Source organism: Vibrio celticus (genome assembly GCF_024347335.1).
In the GTDB taxonomy this organism is placed as follows: Bacteria; Pseudomonadota; Gammaproteobacteria; order Enterobacterales; family Vibrionaceae; genus Vibrio; species Vibrio celticus.
Map to the genome: position 1 here is coordinate 1842474 of NZ_AP025464.1, position 19717 is coordinate 1862190.

At 44.4% G+C, this 19717-nt stretch carries 18 protein-coding genes and 1 pseudogene; 10 read left to right on the forward strand and 9 right to left on the reverse strand.

The window, feature by feature from the left end; translation table 11 throughout:
- Positions 1 to 9: 9 nt before the first annotated feature.
- The 5 genes and pseudogenes from OCV19_RS24100 to OCV19_RS24120 form a co-directional block, all read right to left on the reverse strand.
- Positions 10 to 891, reverse strand: a complete 882-nt coding sequence (locus OCV19_RS24100) for an ABC transporter permease subunit (RefSeq protein WP_017071586.1) — start codon at positions 889 to 891, stop codon at positions 10 to 12.
- A 241-nt stretch (positions 892 to 1132) separates the two neighbouring features.
- Positions 1133 to 2425 (reverse strand): extracellular solute-binding protein, encoded by a 1293-nt coding sequence (locus OCV19_RS24105; protein ID WP_065676648.1) that lies wholly within the window; start codon positions 2423 to 2425, stop codon positions 1133 to 1135.
- A 292-nt stretch (positions 2426 to 2717) separates the two neighbouring features.
- Positions 2718 to 3458, reverse strand: a pseudogene (locus tag OCV19_RS24110) (IS3 family transposase); the annotation flags it as partial.
- Between the two features lie 96 nt (positions 3459 to 3554).
- A complete protein-coding gene (locus OCV19_RS24115; protein WP_029236503.1) occupies positions 3555 to 4064 on the reverse strand; it encodes a helix-turn-helix domain-containing protein in 510 nt (169 codons plus the stop codon).
- Between the two features lie 93 nt (positions 4065 to 4157).
- On the reverse strand, positions 4158 to 4760 hold the full coding sequence (locus OCV19_RS24120; protein ID WP_017071587.1) for a 2OG-Fe(II) oxygenase: 603 nt from the start codon (positions 4758 to 4760) through the stop codon (positions 4158 to 4160).
- A gap of 386 nt (positions 4761 to 5146) precedes the next feature.
- Between OCV19_RS24120 and OCV19_RS24125 the strand changes: the two genes are divergently transcribed.
- Positions 5147 to 5935, forward strand: coding sequence for an MBL fold metallo-hydrolase (locus OCV19_RS24125; RefSeq protein WP_065675921.1), 789 nt, complete (start codon positions 5147 to 5149; stop codon positions 5933 to 5935).
- A gap of 129 nt (positions 5936 to 6064) precedes the next feature.
- On the opposite strand, the gene OCV19_RS24130 is transcribed toward OCV19_RS24125, so the two are convergent.
- Together OCV19_RS24130 and rimK are read right to left on the reverse strand one after the other, a co-directional pair.
- Positions 6065 to 6493 (reverse strand): ATP-dependent zinc protease family protein, encoded by a 429-nt coding sequence (locus tag OCV19_RS24130; protein ID WP_048661634.1) that lies wholly within the window; start codon positions 6491 to 6493, stop codon positions 6065 to 6067.
- A gap of 32 nt (positions 6494 to 6525) precedes the next feature.
- Positions 6526 to 7431 carry a 30S ribosomal protein S6--L-glutamate ligase gene (gene rimK, locus OCV19_RS24135; RefSeq protein ID WP_019824669.1) on the reverse strand — a complete coding sequence of 302 codons (906 nt, stop codon included), beginning with the start codon at positions 7429 to 7431 and terminating at the stop codon, positions 6526 to 6528.
- A gap of 602 nt (positions 7432 to 8033) precedes the next feature.
- Here rimK and OCV19_RS24140 point away from each other — a divergent pair.
- Positions 8034 to 9818, forward strand: a complete 1785-nt coding sequence (locus tag OCV19_RS24140; protein WP_065675920.1) for an SgrR family transcriptional regulator — start codon at positions 8034 to 8036, stop codon at positions 9816 to 9818.
- Positions 9819 to 10005: 187 nt separating this feature from the next.
- Complete coding sequence (locus OCV19_RS24145; protein WP_065675919.1) at positions 10006 to 11067, forward strand: MBL fold metallo-hydrolase; 1062 nt, start codon at positions 10006 to 10008, stop codon at positions 11065 to 11067.
- Between the two features lie 113 nt (positions 11068 to 11180).
- On the opposite strand, the gene OCV19_RS24150 is transcribed toward OCV19_RS24145, so the two are convergent.
- Positions 11181 to 11606, reverse strand: a complete 426-nt coding sequence (locus OCV19_RS24150) for a MarR family winged helix-turn-helix transcriptional regulator (protein ID WP_017060573.1) — start codon at positions 11604 to 11606, stop codon at positions 11181 to 11183.
- Positions 11607 to 11675: 69 nt separating this feature from the next.
- Here OCV19_RS24150 and OCV19_RS24155 point away from each other — a divergent pair, with 69 nt between their 5' ends.
- The 5 genes from OCV19_RS24155 (at position 11676) to OCV19_RS24175 (ending at position 14902) form a co-directional block, all read left to right on the forward strand.
- The gene (locus tag OCV19_RS24155; RefSeq protein WP_065675918.1) at positions 11676 to 12167 is read left to right on the forward strand and encodes a DUF2798 domain-containing protein; all 492 of its coding nucleotides are present in this window, start codon (positions 11676 to 11678) and stop codon (positions 12165 to 12167) included.
- Between the two features lie 33 nt (positions 12168 to 12200).
- The gene (locus tag OCV19_RS24160; protein WP_017069212.1) at positions 12201 to 12506 is read left to right on the forward strand and encodes a DUF3861 domain-containing protein; all 306 of its coding nucleotides are present in this window, start codon (positions 12201 to 12203) and stop codon (positions 12504 to 12506) included.
- An 88-nt stretch (positions 12507 to 12594) separates the two neighbouring features.
- A complete protein-coding gene (locus OCV19_RS24165) occupies positions 12595 to 13113 on the forward strand; it encodes a helix-turn-helix domain-containing protein (RefSeq protein ID WP_261875707.1) in 519 nt (172 codons plus the stop codon).
- 13 nt (positions 13114 to 13126) lie between these two features.
- Entirely contained in the window at positions 13127 to 13939 is an 813-nt protein-coding gene (locus tag OCV19_RS24170) for an IS3 family transposase (protein ID WP_086738397.1), read from the forward strand.
- Positions 13940 to 14137: 198 nt separating this feature from the next.
- Positions 14138 to 14902 carry a hydratase gene (locus tag OCV19_RS24175; protein ID WP_017069213.1) on the forward strand — a complete coding sequence of 255 codons (765 nt, stop codon included), beginning with the start codon at positions 14138 to 14140 and terminating at the stop codon, positions 14900 to 14902.
- 200 nt (positions 14903 to 15102) lie between these two features.
- Here OCV19_RS24175 and malK read toward each other — a convergent pair whose 3' ends face one another.
- Positions 15103 to 16215, reverse strand: a complete 1113-nt coding sequence (gene malK / locus OCV19_RS24180; protein WP_065677202.1) for a maltose/maltodextrin ABC transporter ATP-binding protein MalK — start codon at positions 16213 to 16215, stop codon at positions 15103 to 15105.
- A 666-nt stretch (positions 16216 to 16881) separates the two neighbouring features.
- On the opposite strand from malK, the gene malE reads away from it, so the two are divergent.
- Both malE and malF read left to right on the forward strand, forming a co-directional pair.
- Positions 16882 to 18066, forward strand: a complete 1185-nt coding sequence (malE, locus tag OCV19_RS24185) for a maltose/maltodextrin ABC transporter substrate-binding protein MalE (protein WP_048614635.1) — start codon at positions 16882 to 16884, stop codon at positions 18064 to 18066.
- Positions 18067 to 18144: 78 nt separating this feature from the next.
- Complete coding sequence (gene malF, locus OCV19_RS24190) at positions 18145 to 19716, forward strand: maltose ABC transporter permease MalF (protein WP_065677203.1); 1572 nt, start codon at positions 18145 to 18147, stop codon at positions 19714 to 19716.
- Position 19717 lies beyond the last annotated feature (1 nt).

Consider the following 19717-nt stretch of genomic DNA (forward strand, 5'->3'; position numbering starts at 1 on the left):
TGTCGTGGGCTAGTAATGAACACGCTTTTCTACAACGCGAAACTGGATAAATGTAAGAGTGAGCACCAATAGCAACAACACAACTGACTGCGCAGAGCTGCCGCCTAAATCTGCGCCAACAAAGCCGTCTCGATACACCTTGTACACCAACGACGTTGTGCCGCCACCCGGGCCGCCATTGGTCATGGTGTCGATCACGCCAAAGGTTTCGAAGAACGAGTAGGTGAGGTTGATGACCAAAAGAAAGAAGCCTGTAGGTGCGAGTAGTGGGAAAGTAATGGTCCAGAAACGTTTTGAGTCGCTGACGCAATCCAGCATCGCCGCTTCTTTTACGGCGTAAGAGATCGATTGAAGCCCAGCCAGAAAGTAGATGAAATTCACCGAAACCTGTTTCCACACTGAGACCAAAATCAGAGCAAACGTGGCATCTAAAGGGTCGGTCTGGAAGCTAAAGTCCCAACCTATAACCGCAAATATCTCGGTAAACACACCAATATGTGGGTTAAACAAGAAAGCACCGATTACGCCTGCAATCGCAGGAGCAACCGCGTAAACCCAAGTGAGAGTGACCTTGTAAGCGCCTTGTCCGTGAATGATGTTGTCGGCTTTTACGGCGAGCAGCAGCGCTAAGGCAAGCGATAAGAAAGAGACCACGATTGCGAACATTAATGTGAAGCCAATCGAGTTCAGATACTCGCTCGATTCGAATAGCATCTGATAGTTTTCGAACCACACGAATATCGATGAGGTGCCCCAAGGGTCTTCTAGCATGAAGGACAGGTAAACTGCCTTTGCCGCTGGGTAGATAAAGAAAACCGCAATGATGAGTATCTGAGGCGCCAAAAATAGGTAAGGCAGCGGAGAGTGAAAGAATTGCTGACGTCGTTCCACAGGGTAATCCCCAAAAATTAGTGACTGTTATCACTGTTAGTTACGGTGAGCACAAGCGCGATATCAAGGAATGCATCCAGTTGAGTTGTAGTTTTTGGAGCAAGAAATGGCGCGAGTGAAGAATCTCCTCACTCCTTGCCATTGCGTTTTTAATGACGCAGTGACAAGTGGTGAGGAGCAATGAACGGCTTGGGCTTGTTAAGCCTTTAGCTCAGTGATCTGCTTTGGTTAAAAAGCAGAATTAGTTCATTGTGCGAGCGAAGCGTTTCAGCAGTTTGCTGCTCTCATCTTCGACTTTATCTAGGCTGTTCTCGACGCTAGAGCGGTCGGCGAAGATATTGTCGAATTCACGATGCATCACTTCACGAATTTGAGGGTAGTAACCTAAGCGGTAGCCCTTAGTCCACTCGCCCGATTTTAGGCTTAGCTGCTTTACGCCCACTTCTGCGTCTGGTTGTTCGTTGTAGTAGCCAGACTCTTTCGCTAGCTCATAGGCAGCCGTTGTTACAGGTACATAGCCAGTGGTTTTGTGCCAGTAAACTTGAGTTTCAGGCTTAGTCAGGTAGTCAAAGAACGCTGCGACACCTTTGTCTTGTTGTTGGTCATGGCCATTGAGTGCAAACAGAGCAGCACCGCCAATGAAGGTTAAGCCTGCGTCTGGGTTAACCGATTTCCAATATGGAAGGTATGTGGTGCCGAGTTCGAAAGGTACGCGGTTACGTAAGCCACCGAATGAGCCTGAAGAACCCATCCACATTGCCACTTCTTGGCGCTCGAAAGGGGTTTGGTTTGCATCCCAGTCGCTGCCGTAATACTTGTAGTAACCGAGATCTGACCACTCTTTCATCTTGCTGACGTGCATCATCATGTCTTTGGTGTTGAACATGATCTTAGTGGACAAGCCATCGTAGCCGTTGTTTTGATCTGCGACCGGTAGATTGTGGCGAGACTTAAAGTTCTCGAACATGATCCACGGTGTCAGAGATTGAGAAAACGCGATGTGTCCTTCTGCCTTCAGCTTCTTAGCGACCACTTCTAGTTCTTCATAAGTTTTAGGCGCGTCTGCACCCACTTCCGCGAGAAGATCTTTGTTGTAGTAAAGAACCGGTGTCGAACTGTTGAAAGGCATACCAACCATCTTGCCTTGGTTGTCGGCATAGAAGTTACGAACGCCCGCTAGGTAGTCGTTTGAATTAAAGTTGTAGCCCGACTCAACCAGAATATCCTGTACCGGTTTCGCGACGCCTTTCGCGTTCATGATGGTTGCTGCGCCTGCATCGAAGACTTGCAGAATATTAGGTGCTTCACCTGCTCGGTATGCCGCGATACCGGCTGTTAAGGTCTCTGTATATGAACCCTTGTAGATTGGCGTGATCTGGTAATCATCTTGTGATGCATTAAAGTCGGTCGCAATTTTGTTTACTGTTTCTCCAAGCTGGCCGCCCATTGCGTGCCACCAAGTGACTTGAGTCGTTGCGAATGCTGGTATTGCCACTGTCGCAGAAAGAACGCCTGCCAAAATTAGCTTATTCATCTTCGTTTCCTTTTGGATGAAATCGATGTTGAGGTATTGGATTAGAGTGTTAACGAGACGGTAGGGGTGTCGTTTGAAGCTATCTTGAACAGGGCGTATTTCACTTACGTGGCTAAACCGTTTCACTGATATGAAAGATTCATTTCGATTTCATTTAAGAGAAAAGTTATTGATGATTTTGATATTTACCACGTGTGGTTTTTGAGAGGTTTGTTGACCGATATTTGATCGGCATTTGTTCAACAAAAAAGCCTCTCGAATTGAAGTGACCCCATAAAGTTGGACATTTCTGTTAAGCGGCTTTCAAGGCCTGAGTTCGATATTCTATCGGAGTCAGGCCTTTTAGTTTCACTTTTATACGTTTGGTATTGTAGTACTCGATGTATTCTTTAATTTGCTCTATCAGAGCATCTGCATCTTCAAAGCTTTGGTTGTGATACATCTCGGTTTTGAGTAAAGCAAAAAAGTTTTCAGCAACAGCATTATCCAAGCAGTTACCTTTTCTCGACATGCTTTGCGTTAACCCACTCTCCGCTACCTTTTTCTGATACTGTCGATGGCGATATTGCCAACCTTGATCGCTGTGTATAATTGGCTTTGAGTTGGGTTTAAGCGTTGATATAGCCTCCGTCAGCATATCCGTGACAAGCGGCAAGCAGGCATTTTTGGCCACTCTATAAGCTACCACTTCCTGAGTAAACAAGTCGACAACTGGAGACAAGTATACTTTCTGCTCTTTGACTTTGAACTCCGTGACATCAGTTACCCACTTTTCATCGGGTTGAGTCGCACTAAAATCTCTTTCAAGCACGTTGGGAGCAGCTGTTCCAGACTCTCCTCGGTATGAACGGTACTTTTTAATCCTGACCGTCGATTTAAGGTTGAGCTGAGCCATAAGCCTTTGAACCGTTTTGTGATTAAGCGCGACCCCCTGATTTTTTAGTTCTAAATGAATACGACGATAACCGTATCGGCCCTTATGTTCATGATAAATTGACTTTATCAACCGCAGCTCACGTTCGTAGCTATTTGGGCGCTTGCTCGTTTGAGCCTGATAATAAAGACACTTTTGCCAGCTGTAGAGTCTGCAGTAAGTGCTTCAACGGGTACTTGCCTTTAAGAGTTAGAGCTATGACCGCTTTTTCTTTGTTCGACGGTTTTTTTCCTGCTCCAACTCTTCCAACTTTTTTAAAACAGCATTCTCGGTTCGTAAGTAGACTAACTCCTCTTTTAGCTCCTCAAGTGTCATTTCATTATCAGGCTTAGTGGTTCGTTGAGGTTGCTGTTTCATTGAGGGTCTTCCTTTCTGGCGCATTTTGAGCCCCTTGATACCGAGCTCATTAAATCGTTTGAGCCAGACAGAGAGTATCCCAGGGGATGAGAGGTTTAATACTGCGCTAGTGTGCGTGAGAGACCATTCATTCGTCCACATTAAATTCAATGCTTTTCGTTTTGTTTGAGCAGTCGCGGCATGCTTAGTTGGTAAAAATGAATCAGTACCATGGATGGCAAAGACTTGAGCCCAATACCGTATCTGCCTTGAAGAAATTGAATATTGTTTTGCTAAGTAGAGAGATGACGTGCCATCTAAGTATTGCTTAGCAATGATACATTTTAGCTCTCGGCTATATTTGGACATAAAAAGACCCCCAATAATTGGTGTCCAACTATTGGGGGTCAGTTCAAATGAGAGGCTTTGAATAAGCTAGAGCTTGTAATAATCGGCTTTGTTCTAGTGTGCGATATCGAGTTGGTTGTCTTTCACGCCGTTAATGCGGAACCAACCTGCAATACTGAATCGCTCTGTGTTGGTCGGCAGTACCTCGTGTGGGAACTGTTCAGATAAGAACACAAATAAGCGGCCTGACTTTGGTGGAATGGTCGCGATGTGGTTGTCTTTTAGATCGTAAACCACAAGCTCACCTGCGTCTTCCTCTGTCCACTCGTCGTTCATGTAGAACACGGTAGTCAGACGGCGGTTCTCATTGCCCTTGAAGCAGTCTAAGTGCTTCTGGTAGAAGTCGCCTTTTTCGTATTTAGCAAAGTGTGCTTCGTACTCGAACAGACCCAAAAAGAACGCTTGGTTTGCTGCTAAACGAATTTGTTCCATCTTGTCTAGAAACAGAGATGCTGGCTGACCCATATCGCGGCGCACCCATTGAATCTTGTCGCTACGGATGGTCGACTCTCGCGTTACTTCATCGTTACGGCCAATCCTAGCCTTTTTCCAGTTCTCTGGAATGCAATCCCTCAATGCCACCACTTCTTCTTGAGTTAAGAAGTCATCCCAAACAAAGTAACCTTGGGTAGAAAGAGCATCGATTAGTTGGTTCATGTATAGCACTCAGACAATAAATTAGAAGCGCATATATAGTCCTAATAACTTAGGTCAACAAATCACGTATTTTGTCGTTACGACAAATGGTGCTGGAGGCTTGAATCGCAAGGCCTATAGAGCAAGGTTTACGGCAATGCGGGCATTTGATAATGCTGAAAATATCGGATGAAATTGATGGCAATCTTTGGAATCTGTTCCCATTGTTCTGAGTTGAATTGGATTTGAGTAACATTGGATTTGAGCAATTTAGTGGATTCCAATAGAAATCTTGATTCGAGTTCTCTATCCGGTTTTAGATTGTTGCCTTTAACAAAATGATCACAATTGAAGTTGGATTTGCTATTGTATAGGTCTGACCAGTTGTTTTATCACAAGGAGCGGTTTTGCAGCTGCATACCATCAAAGGCTATATCCAAGACATGTATCTCGTAGAGTACCCAGATAGGTTGCTGTTACTTGATGGCGCGTGCCGTGCGGATATTCCTCACCTTAAAGCTTTCATTGAAGATGAACTTGTCCGTGAATTTAGCGACCTACACACTGTGGTTGTGACGCACATGCATCCCGATCATGCAGGCGCTGCGCATACGCTCAGAAAGCTGACGAACTGTAACTTGGTGGCAGCAAACCGAGATAAAGACTGGTATTACGGCATTGATGGCATTTTGATGCATTTGACGGATCTGGCGCTGGCACGATGGATGGCGAATCGCTTAGGGAAGCCTAAAGCAAACCTATGGTATTCAAGAAAGTTAAAGCCGGACTACAAGTTATCAGATGGTGAGAGCATTCCGGGTTTTGATGACTGGTTGGTTCTAGAAACGCCGGGGCACACTGACCGAGATCTTTCGGTTTATTGCCCATCTCACAGCGTTGCCTATGTCGCAGACCTAATGGTGGAAGTGAAAAAGAAACTGATTCCGCCTTTCCCTATCTTTCATCCTAACAAGTACCGAGCGTCAGTATCTCGTATCTATGAGATGCAGCTTGATACCTTGCTGGTGGCGCATGGTGGTCAAGTCGATTTTAGTCAGAAAGCTTTTGAACATCTGTTAATGAGTGCGCCAAGAAGGCCCGTTACACATTGGCGAGTGACAAAAATTAAAACCAAGAAATTGTTGTTATCGATTTGGCGATTTGGTTTTCAATCTCATGGTAAATCTAAGAAATAGATAAGCTCAAAGTAAGATCGGCAACTTGAAATTAAAGAATAGAACGCAATAAGGCCAGTCATGAGACTGGCCTTATATCGTTGTGACTAACTTTAGCTATAACCTGTGGAGCGGTTACGATGACTCGGATTAGTGAGTTAGCAGGAACTCACCCGCTGGATCAACAATCACTTTGTCACTCATGCCTTGACGACCAAGCAACATCATATAAGTCATATCTTGACGGTTGCTTAGCGTGATATCGATAGGCCATTCCTGACCACCCATTTTTAGCATGGTTTCAATCACACAACGGTGTTCAACTTCGCCGTTAGATGATTTGATTTTCTTACTTGTTTTCAGCTTCGCTTTGCAGCGCACAGTCTCTTCTAGGTGGTAAACGTCTGGGTGAAGATCGAATTCCACGAAGTTCTCACCGTCTGTTTTTACACATAGTAGATTGTCTACGTGTAGAGAAGAGGTTTTAGCCCCTGTATCAACACGTGTATGTAGTCCAGTTATCCCTAACTCTGGTAAGCAAAGTGCTTCAGTATTCCCTATGATCATTTTATTGTTCATATCATTTCCAATCATGAGTTAACGGTGTTAAATCAGCCTTTGCCACGAGTACGGTTAGCGTTTGGTTTTGCATTTTTCTCGATGAATTCGAAAATCATGTCTGCTACATCTTTACCTGTCGCTTTCTCAATACCTTCTAGGCCAGGAGAAGAGTTCACTTCCATTACAACAGGGCCATTCTTAGATTGTAGAATATCTACACCACATAGGTTTAAACCCATGATTTTCGCAGCATTGATTGCTGTAGCGCGCTCTTCTTTGGTTAGTTTAACCAGTTGAGCTGTACCGCCACGGTGCAGGTTAGAGCGGAATTCACCCTCACCAGCTTGGCGTTTCATTGCTGCAATAACCTTGTTACCCACAACAAAACAACGAATGTCTGCGCCATTAGCTTCTTCAATGAACTCTTGAACCAAGATGTTCGCTTTTAGGCCCATGAATGCTTCGATAACGCTTTCAGCTGCTTTGTTTGTTTCTGCTAAAACCACGCCGATACCTTGAGTACCTTCAAGAAGCTTGATAACCAGTGGCGCACCACCTACGTTTTTGATCAAGTCTTGAATTTTGTCCGGGCGGCTAGCGAAACCTGTTTTTGGTAAGCCAATACCTTTACGAGACAACAATTGTAGTGAGCGCAGTTTGTCGCGAGAACGACTGATTGCTACTGACTCATTGATACAAAAAGTGCCCATCATTTCGAATTGGCGAACAACCGCAGTGCCGTAAAAGGTAATGGAAGCGCCAATACGTGGAATAACAGCATCGTATTGAGGTAGCTCTTCACCCATGTAGCGAATCTTCGGATTGTTACTCGCGATATCTATATCACAGTGCAGCGTGTCGATAACATCGACCTGGTGACCACGTGCTTCTCCAGCCGCTTTTAAGCGAGAAGTAGAGTATAGATTTTCGTTGCGAGAAAGAATTGCGATACGCATGGCGTTTCCTTAGTTAATACCTGATTGGTAACTGCAAATAAATTAGTTGTTAGCTGAGCTTTCAGTTTTTCTGAGGCTCCTTGCTTGCTTCGGGGCGAACCTTAAGGCTTTTCGTTTAACTAAGAAAACGAATTAAATTTGTCGAGTCGACAACAGAAATTTATCGAATGCGTGAGCGATTGGTACAACTGGGTTGGGAGGGGATTTGGAATGGAAAAGCGAGTTGAGACCTAACTCATATTGGGGGTAGGAGCCTATTAGGTTGTGCTCAACTCGCGTTAACTCGGTGCTTAAAAGTGTACTAATAACGCCAGTTACATAGCTCTATAAGTGTTCGTAGTGCTTCTCTTTCGAGCTTGCTACAGGTGCTTTTTAGCTTATTAAGATAGTATTTTCTCATGATGATTACTTCTCTTGTATTAGGCTTTGGTGGGAACTCAAAGTTCCTTGCTGACCCATTAATTATGGCCATTTAACAGGAAGTGATAAACAGACGGTTTTTTGGTAAGTTGTTCCTGTTTTTGTCTTTTATCGTCACTTAAAGACAAATGTGTTTTATAATCGGCTTTATGAGGAAGGGTTGTTTCTAAAAGGTTCATTATTTGTCTGATCTAAACATGATGCGTTACTACACTAGGCTGGATTCGTTCGAGCCAAACATCTCACATTCGGTGACTTTGACTGAGGTGGCAGACAAGCTGTTTACCAGTTTGCGCCATGCACGAACCTTACTCGGCAAGATGCATCAAGCTGAATGGGTGGTGTGGGAGCCAAAAGTCGGCAGGAATCAACGTTCTAACCTGACATTGCGCTTTAGCAATCAACAACTGACTCAACATGTTGCCAGCAAGCTGATAGAGCAGGGTAAGTACGAAAAAGCGCTCTCTATTTTGGATGATGACCGCGCAGTGTTTGGCTCTCTTCTCCAAGAAACATCCGGTGCGACGATGCGCGAAGGGTTACTGCACGTCCAATTAACCTACAAACGTAAGTTCGAAGATCTGTTCCCGCACCATATTCATCGTAGTAGTGAACGATTTTTGATCAGGCAAGTGTTCAGTTGTTTAGTGACTTGTAATGGCAAAGGCGAGTTGAAGCCTGAACTGGCGCATCATTGGCAATATGATGCTGAAAAGCTCGTTTGGACTTTCTATCTGCGCCCGGGACTTACTTTCCATGACGGACAGCCTGTGGATGCTAAGCAATTAGTTTCGATGTTTTCTGCATTGCAAACTTTACCTTTCTATCAAACAGAGCTCGCCCATGTCGCTTCAGTTTACAGTGAGCAGCCATTGAGGATCAGCTTTCAACTCACCAAAGCCGATACCGGCTTTGCTGGTTTACTTGCTGGCGTTAAATATTCGATTCAACCCGCAGCGCAAGTCACCCGCGAACCGTCTCCATTAAGTTCTGTGTCCCATGCTGTTATTGGTACCGGTCCATTTAAAGTGGTTGAGACCAACAATGAACGAATCAAACTCGCCGCATTTGAACACTATTATGGTTGCCGCTCGTTAACCGATGAGGTGACCATCTGGCAGTTTGAGGAATCAATGACGGGCACTGCTCGTTTCGATGATAGCCAAATGCACGTATCGCCTTATGAAGATTCTTCTTGCTTCCATCAGTTAGGGAAAAGCGATGCGGAACTTGTTTCAGCAGACACAGACGGCCTTCGTAGCCGAGTCGAGGATGGGTGTCTGTTTATCCTCTTCAATCAGAACTCAGCGGCTAGCCCACTAAATAATGAGCAGCGCAAATACCTTTCAGAACTGACCAACCCACAAGCGATTTTGTCTCAGTTGGAACATAACAAGGGTTTGTTCAGTGTCTCTTTAGCTCAAAATATACTGCCAAGTTGGCAGGAATTGTATCGAACGCCTTCGAAAGAGACACAACTGCCGAAAAAGATGAGTATTGCGGTTTATGATTATTATGCGTTGTATCGATGTGCGATTTGCGTATCCGATATACTCAAACGATATGGTGTGGAAGTTAAGGTGAACACCTACAGTTTTCGAGAGTTGGCGCAGCTCTCTCAGAGTGGCGAGTTAAAGGAGGACTTGGTGCTGTGTAACTTGAACCTCGATGACAATGCTCCATCTTCGCTGTTCTCGTGGATGATGAACGATCCTGTTTTGCACTCTGCTTTGGGAGAGATGAACAGCGATTGGCTCAAGCAGCGCTTGGATAGTCATAAAGCATCCGTGGAACTGCCTAATTACTTGGCAGAGCTAGAACCTATCGCTTCTACTCTGATCTCAGATTATTGGTTAGTGCCTATGTTCCATCACTTACAGACCGTTCGTTTCCAAGGGATTCTGAAAAACGTAGCCATCACCAACTGGGGATGGCCAGATTTCAAAAATGTATGGTCTGCTGATTAACCTTTCTGACTAGCTAAATAACTAAGTTAATTCGTTTTCAAAGTCGGTTTCTCCAAAATCGACTTTGGCACGCTCACGTCTAGATAAATTAAAAATTACACTCGGTGGTTTACTTTTTATTTTTGATATGTAAACTAGTCGGTGTAGTTTATTTGTTGGGTCTATCCCAACGGTTAAAGAGATACCAATGAAAAAATATCTATTACCGATTTTAGGAGTACTTGCCGTGGTCGCTATCGTAAGCACAGGTTCACAATCAAACGACAATCTAGATAAGCTTCCAAAGAAGTTTGCTAACAGTGAGTTGGAATACAAATCGGGTATGTCTGATATTTTTTCAATCTTAAAAGCATACGTGACTGTGGAAAGAAACGAGCCAGTGCCGCGCGCTGCATTGCCTTTGATTCCAATGACAGCTGAGCAATTGATCGAAGAACAAGACGACGTTGCTTACCGCTTAGGTCACTCCAGTGTGATGATGAAACTGGATGGCAAGTTAGTGATGACTGACCCTGTGTTCAGTGATCGTGCATCACCCGTGCAATGGATGGGGCCAAAACGTTTTCATCCGACACCAATCACACTTCAAGACCTACCCGATATCGACGTGGTGGTGATCAGCCACGATCACTACGACCATTTAGACAAAGGTGCCGTTAAGGTGCTCGCTGACAAAGTGGGGATGTTCTTAGTGCCATTAAGAGTGGGCGCACTATTGGAAAAGTGGGGCGTGGATAAAGAGAAGATCATTGAATTGAACTGGTGGGAATCGGCAACAGCCTCAGACATTGAGTTCACGTTAACGCCGACACAGCACTTCTCTGGACGTGGCTTGCTTGATCGTGACCAAACACTGTGGGGCAGTTGGGTTATTAACGCTTCAGACAAGAAAGTCTTCTTTAGCGGTGATTCTGGTTACTTCAATGGCTTTAAAGAGATTGGCGACCGTTTTGGGCCGTTTGATTTAACCATGGTTGAAACGGGTGCGTATAACTCACTTTGGGCGGATATTCATATGTTCCCAGAACAGAGTGTTCAGGCACACATTGATCTGCAAGGTAAGGTGATGATGCCAATCCACAACAGTACCTTCGACCTTTCTATGCATGATTGGCAAGATCCAATGGAACAAGCTCTGGCGATTAGCAAAGAGCGAGATGTACAAATGGTAAGCCCTGTGATGGGTGAGCGTTTGGTGATCTCAGAGCCGATACCTGTTCAGGCATGGTGGAAACTGGCATCTAATTAACACTCTCTTCTAAGTGAGAGGTCGCCATACCGCTAATCTGTATAAAACCAGCTGATACAAAAAACGCCACTGATCATTCGATTCGGTGGCGTTTTTTCGTTTCGTTTTGAAGATCAGCTTTCTAAGTTCTGCGCCATTTTCTTCGCAATTTTTCTGAATTGTTCTAACTCATCTTCGGCCATGCCTTTGGTCATTCTCTTCAGCATGTCTCGATCGATATCCGAGACCTTACTCATGATCTCTTGACCCTTATCGGTCAGAACCAATAACTGGCTGCGCTTGTCTTCCGGGTTCGGAGACTTCTTCACAAGTTCCTGATTGATCAAGGCATTAATGAGCCGAGTGACCTGTGCTTTATCACGATCTAGGAAGTGTGCGATATCGATAGCGGTACATGGAGACTTCTTAGTAATGATCTTCATGACACGAATGTTCATAGGGGCGATCTCTGAGTCTAAGCTCTCAATCTGTTCGCTCATTTGACGTTTCAAAGAGTGCACTAAACGAAAGATAGACTCTAGCGATGTGTTATCAGACATAAACGATCCTTAGAAATGTAGTTGACATTATCAACTTAATTGTTCGTAAATTCAAGACAGGAAATAGATATGACGATTCAAGCAACTCTAACGCCAACTCTTCCTGAGCAAAAAGGCACACCGGTTTTATACAAAGTTTTGGTCATGATGAGCTTAATGCTGACGATTGGCGGCAGTTTAACGGCCGTGATGACCTACATGAATGTCGGATTCGGCGAGGCATTTATTGGCAACTGGCTTTCTTCGTTAGCCCTTGTTGTCGTGATCATGATGCCAATGGGCGCGGTGATGATGGCTTTAGTAACCAAAGCCGTTGCTAGAGTGTTCACAACTTATAGCGAGAAAGTTCGCAACCTGATCGTAGGACTGATCATGGCATTCATAATGGAGTCCATGATGGCATTTGTAACAGCGGCAAATAATATTGGATTTTCAGATACATCGGCGTTTACCAGTGGATGGTTTAATGGATTTATTGCCGCGCTTCCTATTGGCCTTACGATCATGGTCGTAATGTCGATGACGGTTAAACCTAAGCTAGAACGATTCATGAAGAGCTAGCCAAAACATTTCACAGCATTGTAGGAGATCCACATGAAAGCATTTACAGGCAAACACAATAACTACCGCATCACTATTGAAGAAGTGAGCGTTAAAGAAGACCGCGAACTTCAAACCATGCAGTTTGAAATTGAAGACAGAGAAAACATGTTCGCGATTGTTGAGAAGATCAAACAAGACAGCGGCTTAGATGAGCAATCAGCAGCACGACTGGGTGTGAGTATCCGCTTACTCGGTCCATTGATGATGCAAGATAGAAAGCATCCTCTGTTTGTTAATTTTATGCCTCACTTCAGAGACTTCATGCAAAACCTTAAGAAGACCTTGAAAGGGCAGTAAAGCCTAATCATCAGTAACACATCGAAAAGCCAGTAACGAATATGAACTGACCCCCAATAGTTGGACACCAATTATTGGGGGTCTTTTTATGTCCAAATATAGCCGAGAGCTAAAATGTATCATTGCTAAGCAATACTTAGATGGCACGTCATCTCTCTACTTAGCAAAACAATATTCAATTTCTTCAAGGCAGATACGGTATTGGGCTCAAGTCTTTGCCATCCATGGTACTGATTCATTTTTACCAACTAAGCATGCCGCGACTGCTCAAACAAAACGAAAAGCATTGAATTTAATGTGGACGAATGAATGGTCTCTCACGCACACTAGCGCAGTATTAAACCTCTCATCCCCTGGGATACTCTCTGTCTGGCTCAAACGATTTAATGAGCTCGGTATCAAGGGGCTCAAAATGCGCCAGAAAGGAAGACCCTCAATGAAACAGCAACCTCAACGAACCACTAAGCCTGATAATGAAATGACACTTGAGGAGCTAAAAGAGGAGTTAGTCTACTTACGAACCGAGAATGCTGTTTTAAAAAGTTGGAAGAGTTGGAGCAGGAAAAACCGTCGAACAAAGAAAAGCGGTCATAGCTCTAACTCTTAAAGGCAAGTACCCGTTGAAGCACTTACTGCAGACTCTACAGCTGGCAAAAAGTGTCTTTTATTATCAGGCTCAAACGAGCAAGCGCCCAAATAGCTACGAACGTGAGCTGCGGTTGATAAAGTCAATTTATCATGAACATAAGGGCCGATACGGTTATCGTCGTATTCATTTAGAACTAAAAAATCAGGGGGTCGCGCTTAATCACAAAACGGTTCAAAGGCTTATGGCTCAGCTCAACCTTAAATCGACGGTCAGGATTAAAAAGTACCGTTCATACCGAGGAGAGTCTGGAACAGCTGCTCCCAACGTGCTTGAAAGAGATTTTAGTGCGACTCAACCCGATGAAAAGTGGGTAACTGATGTCACGGAGTTCAAAGTCAAAGAGCAGAAAGTATACTTGTCTCCAGTTGTCGACTTGTTTACTCAGGAAGTGGTAGCTTATAGAGTGGCCAAAAATGCCTGCTTGCCGCTTGTCACGGATATGCTGACGGAGGCTATATCAACGCTTAAACCCAACTCAAAGCCAATTATACACAGCGATCAAGGTTGGCAATATCGCCATCGACAGTATCAGAAAAAGGTAGCGGAGAGTGGGTTAACGCAAAGCATGTCGAGAAAAGGTAACTGCTTGGATAATGCTGTTGCTGAAAACTTTTTTGCTTTACTCAAAACCGAGATGTATCACAACCAAAGCTTTGAAGATGCAGATGCTCTGATAGAGCAAATTAAAGAATACATCGAGTACTACAATACCAAACGTATAAAAGTGAAACTAAAAGGCCTGACTCCGATAGAATATCGAACTCAGGCCTTGAAAGCCGCTTAACAGAAATGTCCAACTTTATGGGGTCACTTCAACTTACTGGCTTTTGTTGTCTTTAAATCAAAATAATTTCAGTTGTTTGCGTCTAGAATATGCGAAAATTGATGGCTGAATTTTCGGTGTAGCACCGTTGTTGAATTGTCTATTCAAGCTCTAAGAAATCCGATATTATACTGGTCATAAAACTAAAGGTGGTATTATATGACAAATGTATTTAAACAAGCAGCTGAAGAACTGTTGAGTCGTCGCGTTGCTGGCACCAAAGCACCAAGATTGGACGAACAGTACCGTCCGAATAACTTGGAAGATGCGCTAAAGATCCAATCTTCAATGATCGATTTGAAAAGCGATAAAGTCGGCGGTTGGAAGTGCTTACTTCCTCTGGCTGAAGACAAGTTTGTTGTTGCGCCAATCTTCTCGGGCAGCGTTCAACAAGGCGAAGTTTGTGAACTGTTTGCAGACAACGATGTAGTGCGTGTTGAGCCTGAAATTGCATTTACTCTTGCTAAGAGTCTGCCTGCAAACCAAGAAGGCTACAGCGAAGAGCAAATCAACGAAGCGATTGGTTCTTGTCACATGGCACTTGAGTTAATGCAATCTCGTTTTGCGGATGACAGCGGCGCTGAGTTCTATGAAAAACTGGCCGATGGCCTAGTAAACCAAGGCTTATTCATTGGCCCTGAGATTGATCGCGAAAAAGCGTTCACTTCTGCAGAGATCAGTATTGAAGTGACTCAAGGCGAGCAAGTTCAAGCATTCGACGGTAAGCACCCGAATACACTGCCACCAAGCCCAATTTACTGGCTGATTAACTACATGACGCGTCGTGGTGTTGATTTCCAAGCGGGTGAAGCAATTATCACGGGCTCTTACTGCGGTATCGTGGAAATGGAATTCGATAAACCAACGACCTTCCATTATGAAGGTATTGGCGAATACCAAGTAACCTTCAAGCAGAAACGCTAACTTCTAGCGACGCACTATCTGTTATCGAAAGGCTGTTTACTGATGAGTAAATAGCCTTTTTATTGCCGCTAGCGAAAGAGCTAATGGCTGACTCATAAACTATTCTATGTAAGTGAAACCGTCTCCAGCACATAAAAAATCCCCCTTACTGAGTAAGAGGGATTCGATATGGGCAAGTTATATCCTAAAAGGCTAAGCGATTAGTCTGTGCCGTATTCTTTGTACAAACGACGACATGCGCGGCCATCGCTGTGGAACAGGTGACAACGGTGCGCTGGAATACCAATCGCCAACTTGTCACCTGATTCGATTGTTAACGTGTCTGGCTGACGATAGATAACATCAGCATCGGCACTTTCAAGGTTTAGGTAAACCTGAGTTTCGTTACCTAGTTTCTCTACCATCATCACGTCAGCTTCAATCGTCGCGTCACCTGCTTCAGCAGACATCAAGTGTTCAGGGCGAATACCCAGGGACATGCGATCGCCGGCATTAACCGTCGTCCCGTCAACAGGAATCCAGAAAGTCATGCCATTAGAAAGTTGTACCAATACGCGTTCTGCTTCAGCTTGCTCGATGTGTACCGACATGAAGTTCATCTTCGGTGAGCCAATAAAGCCAGCAACGAAACGGTTTTGAGGGTAGTGGTAAAGGTCAAGCGGCTTACCGACTTGAGATACATAACCACCATCAAGAACAACGATCTTATCCGCCATTGTCATCGCTTCCACTTGGTCGTGGGTAACGTAGATCATGGTACAACCCAGTTGACGTTGTAGCTTGGTGATTTGCGAACGCATTTGAACGCGTAGTGCAGCATCTAGGTTTGATAGAGGCTCATCAAGTAGGAATACGTTTGGTTGAGAAACCAGAGTACGACCAATCGCAACACGTTGACGTTGACCACCAGAAAGCGCTTTAGGTTGTCGCTCAAGAAGGTGACCAAGCTGAAGGATTTCTGCAGCATGTTCAACACGTTTGTCGATCTCAGCTTTATTTGCGTTTGCTAGCTTAAGACCGAAAGACATGTTGTCGTAAAGGTTAAGGTGAGGGTAAAGCGCGTACGATTGGAATACCATACCCACGCCACGCTTTGACGGTTCAACGTCATTCATGCGTTGGTCGCCAATGTACAAATCACCAGACGTAATGTCTTCTAAACCTGCGATACAACGTAATAGTGTCGATTTACCACAACCTGATGGTCCAACGAATACTACGAATTCACCTTCGTTGATGTCTAAGGTTACGTCCTTAGAAATCTGTACATCACCATATGATTTATAAACGTTTTTTAACGTGACACTCGCCATCTAGCTTGTCCTCGATCGATCAAATTTTAAGTTTTACTGCTTATCATTATAAGAAATTTTTGGGTCAGCAGTAACTGTAGGAATTGGTAAGTATTGAGTGAGTAAGAAAAAAAGTGGGTGAGACTTGGCTTCTTTAACCAAGCCCACCCGTCATAGCCAAACTGATGCCCATTTCCCCCACATCGAGCTAAACCTCCCCCGTGATTCAATCACAGATTTAGCTCGATGCTAATATAAGACACCAGCGGGCAGTGAAGCCAACTAAATGAACAATGCGTCAACGCATAACACTTGCCGGTAAAGGGTTCTTACTATCCACTCTTGGATGAATGCAGTTTCGGTGAAATGGCGTAAGGGTACATCCTCCTAATGGAAAATTAACTAGGGGGAGTAGGAGGGGAGGAGTAGATAAATGGGGTTATCCTCAATTGGCGATCCAGTTCAAATAAATCCACCACGTAACGGTGATGTGGATCACGATGAGTATACACTTTGTGACTTCGCTCTCTAATCTGACCGGATGACGATCACGAAATTAAGCCATAATAGCTAGGGCGTAGTGGCTAGGATGATGAGCTGTCATCGATTTTCTCAGATCATAACCTCCGAAAACTGGCTCGTCTTAATTGAATGCGCCCTACGTATAAATATAAAAAGGATATTGACATGAAAAACGCTCTAAGCGCTGTAGCTCTAGGCACAATAGTAGCTCTGGGTTCATTTGGTGCAAACGCTGCTATCGAAGAAGGTCAACTAACTATTTGGGTTGGTGGCGACAAAGCTTATGAAGGAATGGCTGAAGTAGGTAAACGTTTCGAAGAAGATACTGGCGTTAAAGTAACAGTAGCTTTCCCAGATAAACTAGAAGAGAAATTCTCTCAAGTAGCAGCAGCTGGTGACGGCCCAGACATGATCTTCTACGCTCACGACCGTTTTGGTGGTTTTGCAGAAGCGGGTCTTCTTGCTGATATCAAACCTTCTAAAGAAACTAAAGAAGGTATCGTAGACTTCGCATGGGACGCTGTTTCATACGAAGGTAAAACAATCGCATACCCTGTTGCTGTTGAGTCAGTTTCTCTAATTTATAACAAAGCGCTTGTTCCTAACCCACCTAAGTCTTGGGAAGAAATTCCAGCACTTAACGCTGAGCTTCAAAAAGACGGCAAAAAAGCAATCATGTGGCCTCTACGTGGCGGCGCGTACTTCACATGGCCTCTACTAGCAGCTGACGGCGGTTACGCATTCAAACAAACTGCTGAAGGTTACGATATTAAAGATGCGGGCGTAGCGACTGACGGTGTTCAGAAGTCTCTAGGTTTCATCGAGAAGATGGTACAAGACAAAGTTATCTCTGCCGATATGGATTACTCAGTAGCTGAGTCTGAGTTTGTTGCAGGTAACGTTGCAATGACAATCAACGGTCCTTGGGGCTGGGCAAACATTGAGAAAGCTGGCGTAGACTACGGTGTAGCAACACTGCCTAAGTTTAACGGTAAAGCGTCTAAGCCTTTCGTTGGTGTATGGGCAGGTGGTATCAGTACTGCTTCTCCAAACCGCGACCTAGCTGTTGAGTTCATGGAAAACTACCTACTAACAGATGAAGGTATGAAAACCTTGAACGATGACAAGCCACTTGGTGCTGTTGCTCTTAACTCTTTCCAACGTCAACTAGACAGCGATACACGTATTGCAGCAACAATGGACAACGCGATGAACGGTGAAATCATGCCTAACATCCCTCAGTTCACAACGTTCTGGTACAGCATGGAAGAAGCGATCGGTAACGTAGTTGACGGTCGTCAATCTGTTGATCAAGCACTCGACGCTGCTGAAGCTCGTATGACTAAGTAATAATAAAGCATTACCTTTTAAGGAGGGGGTAACCTCTCCTTACTTTTCTATTTTTATATCTCGTTAGCAGGTTCCTCTATGCAGTCAGTTCAAGGTTCAGATGCGATCCCGGCACCATCAAGCCTTCCAGGCAGTAAAAGCGTCTTCATCAAATGGGGGTTGCTTGGTAGTGTTGGTTTAATTAACGGCTACGCTACAATTTTAATGTATTCTCGCGGTGAGCTCGCATTTGCGCTGCTTACGGTGATCTTAACGGCTTTGGCACTTTACATTTTTGGCAGTAAGAAAACTTACGCCCACCGTTACATTTACCCAGGTATTGCCGGAATGATCTTGTTCATTCTTTTCCCATTGGCATACACCGTAGGGCTTGCGTTTACTAACTACAGCGCAAAAAACCAGCTTTCTTTAGAGCGTACTCAAACCGTTCTTTTAGACCGTTCATTCCAAAGCGGTGAAAGTTACCCATTTACTTTGTACGAAACAGATGACGGTCACCAGATCGTAGTGAAAGATGGCGACCAGCTGTTGGCAACTGACGTATTTTCTTTAGAAGGTATGACAGCAACAGAGATGGACCTATCAGCAATCGAGTCTGCGCAAGGTGAAAAAGAGAAGATCAAAGCGATCATCCAAAACCGCTCAGCGATCAGTGGTGTTGATTTCCATCTGCCAAACGGTGATGACATCCGCATGAGTGGCTTACGTAAGTTTGCTGCTGTTGCTCCGCTTTACACTCTTCAGGACGACGGTGAAACGCTATACAACAATGAATCTGGCGAAACCTTGAAGCCAAACATGGAAGTTGGTTTCTATCAACCAGTTGATGATAAAGGTGAGTTTACGGGTAACACCATCTCTCCAGGTTTTGTTGTAGAAATCGGAACAGCTAACTTCGAACGTGTTTGGAAAGATGACGGCATTAAAGAACCGTTTATTAGCATCTTTATATGGACGGTTGTGTTCTCGATTTGTACTGTCGCCTTCACACTTGCGATTGGTTTGATTCTGGCGAACGTTGTGCAATGGGAAGAGCTGAAAGGCCGCGCAGTTTACCGTGTTCTGCTGATTTTGCCTTACGCCGTACCAGCGTTTATCTCGATTCTTATCTTTAAGGGTCTATTCAACCAAAGCTTTGGTGAGATCAACATGGTGCTTGAGAGTATCTTTGGTTTAAGTCCTAACTGGTTCTCAGACCCGATTCTTGCAAAAACCATGGTGTTGATTGTTAACACATGGCTAGGTTTCCCTTACATGATGATTCTATGTATGGGTCTACTAAAAGCGATTCCTGAAGACTTGTACGAAGCATCAGCGATTGATGGTGCGAACTTCATTGATAACTTCAAGCGCATTACGTTCCCATTGATGATTAAACCGCTTACACCGCTATTGATTGCAGCGTTTGCCTTTAACTTCAACAACTTTGTAATGATTCAACTATTGACGAACGGTGGCCCGAACATGATTGGTACTTCTGAGCCAGCGGGTTACACAGACTTGCTTGTAAGTTACACGTACCGAATTGCATTCGAAGGCGGCGGCGGTCAAGACTTCGGTCTAGCAAGTGCCATCGCAACGCTTATCTTCCTATTGGTTGGTGCACTAGCGTTACTAAACCTTCGTTTCACTAAACTGACTCAAGATTAAG

Excerpts from the sequence above, each read along its gene's own strand:
- OCV19_RS24150 (WP_017060573.1), bottom strand. The coding sequence starts at position 11,606 with ATGTCTGATAACACATCGCTAGAGTCTATCTTTCGTTTAGTGCACTCT.
- malF (WP_065677203.1), top strand. The coding sequence starts at position 18,145 with ATGCAGTCAGTTCAAGGTTCAGATGCGATCCCGGCACCATCAAGCCTT.
- OCV19_RS24105 (WP_065676648.1), bottom strand. The coding sequence starts at position 2,425 with ATGAATAAGCTAATTTTGGCAGGCGTTCTTTCTGCGACAGTGGCAATA.
- malE (WP_048614635.1), top strand. The coding sequence starts at position 16,882 with ATGAAAAACGCTCTAAGCGCTGTAGCTCTAGGCACAATAGTAGCTCTG.
- OCV19_RS24145 (WP_065675919.1), top strand. The coding sequence starts at position 10,006 with ATGAAAAAATATCTATTACCGATTTTAGGAGTACTTGCCGTGGTCGCT.
- OCV19_RS24115 (WP_029236503.1), bottom strand. The coding sequence starts at position 4,064 with ATGTCCAAATATAGCCGAGAGCTAAAATGTATCATTGCTAAGCAATAC.
- OCV19_RS24160 (WP_017069212.1), top strand. The coding sequence starts at position 12,201 with ATGAAAGCATTTACAGGCAAACACAATAACTACCGCATCACTATTGAA.
- OCV19_RS24175 (WP_017069213.1), top strand. The coding sequence starts at position 14,138 with ATGACAAATGTATTTAAACAAGCAGCTGAAGAACTGTTGAGTCGTCGC.
- OCV19_RS24120 (WP_017071587.1), bottom strand. The coding sequence starts at position 4,760 with ATGAACCAACTAATCGATGCTCTTTCTACCCAAGGTTACTTTGTTTGG.
- OCV19_RS24130 (WP_048661634.1), bottom strand. The coding sequence starts at position 6,493 with ATGAACAATAAAATGATCATAGGGAATACTGAAGCACTTTGCTTACCA.
- rimK (WP_019824669.1), bottom strand. The coding sequence starts at position 7,431 with ATGCGTATCGCAATTCTTTCTCGCAACGAAAATCTATACTCTACTTCT.
- OCV19_RS24155 (WP_065675918.1), top strand. The coding sequence starts at position 11,676 with ATGACGATTCAAGCAACTCTAACGCCAACTCTTCCTGAGCAAAAAGGC.
- OCV19_RS24165 (WP_261875707.1), top strand. The coding sequence starts at position 12,595 with ATGTCCAAATATAGCCGAGAGCTAAAATGTATCATTGCTAAGCAATAC.
- malK (WP_065677202.1), bottom strand. The coding sequence starts at position 16,215 with ATGGCGAGTGTCACGTTAAAAAACGTTTATAAATCATATGGTGATGTA.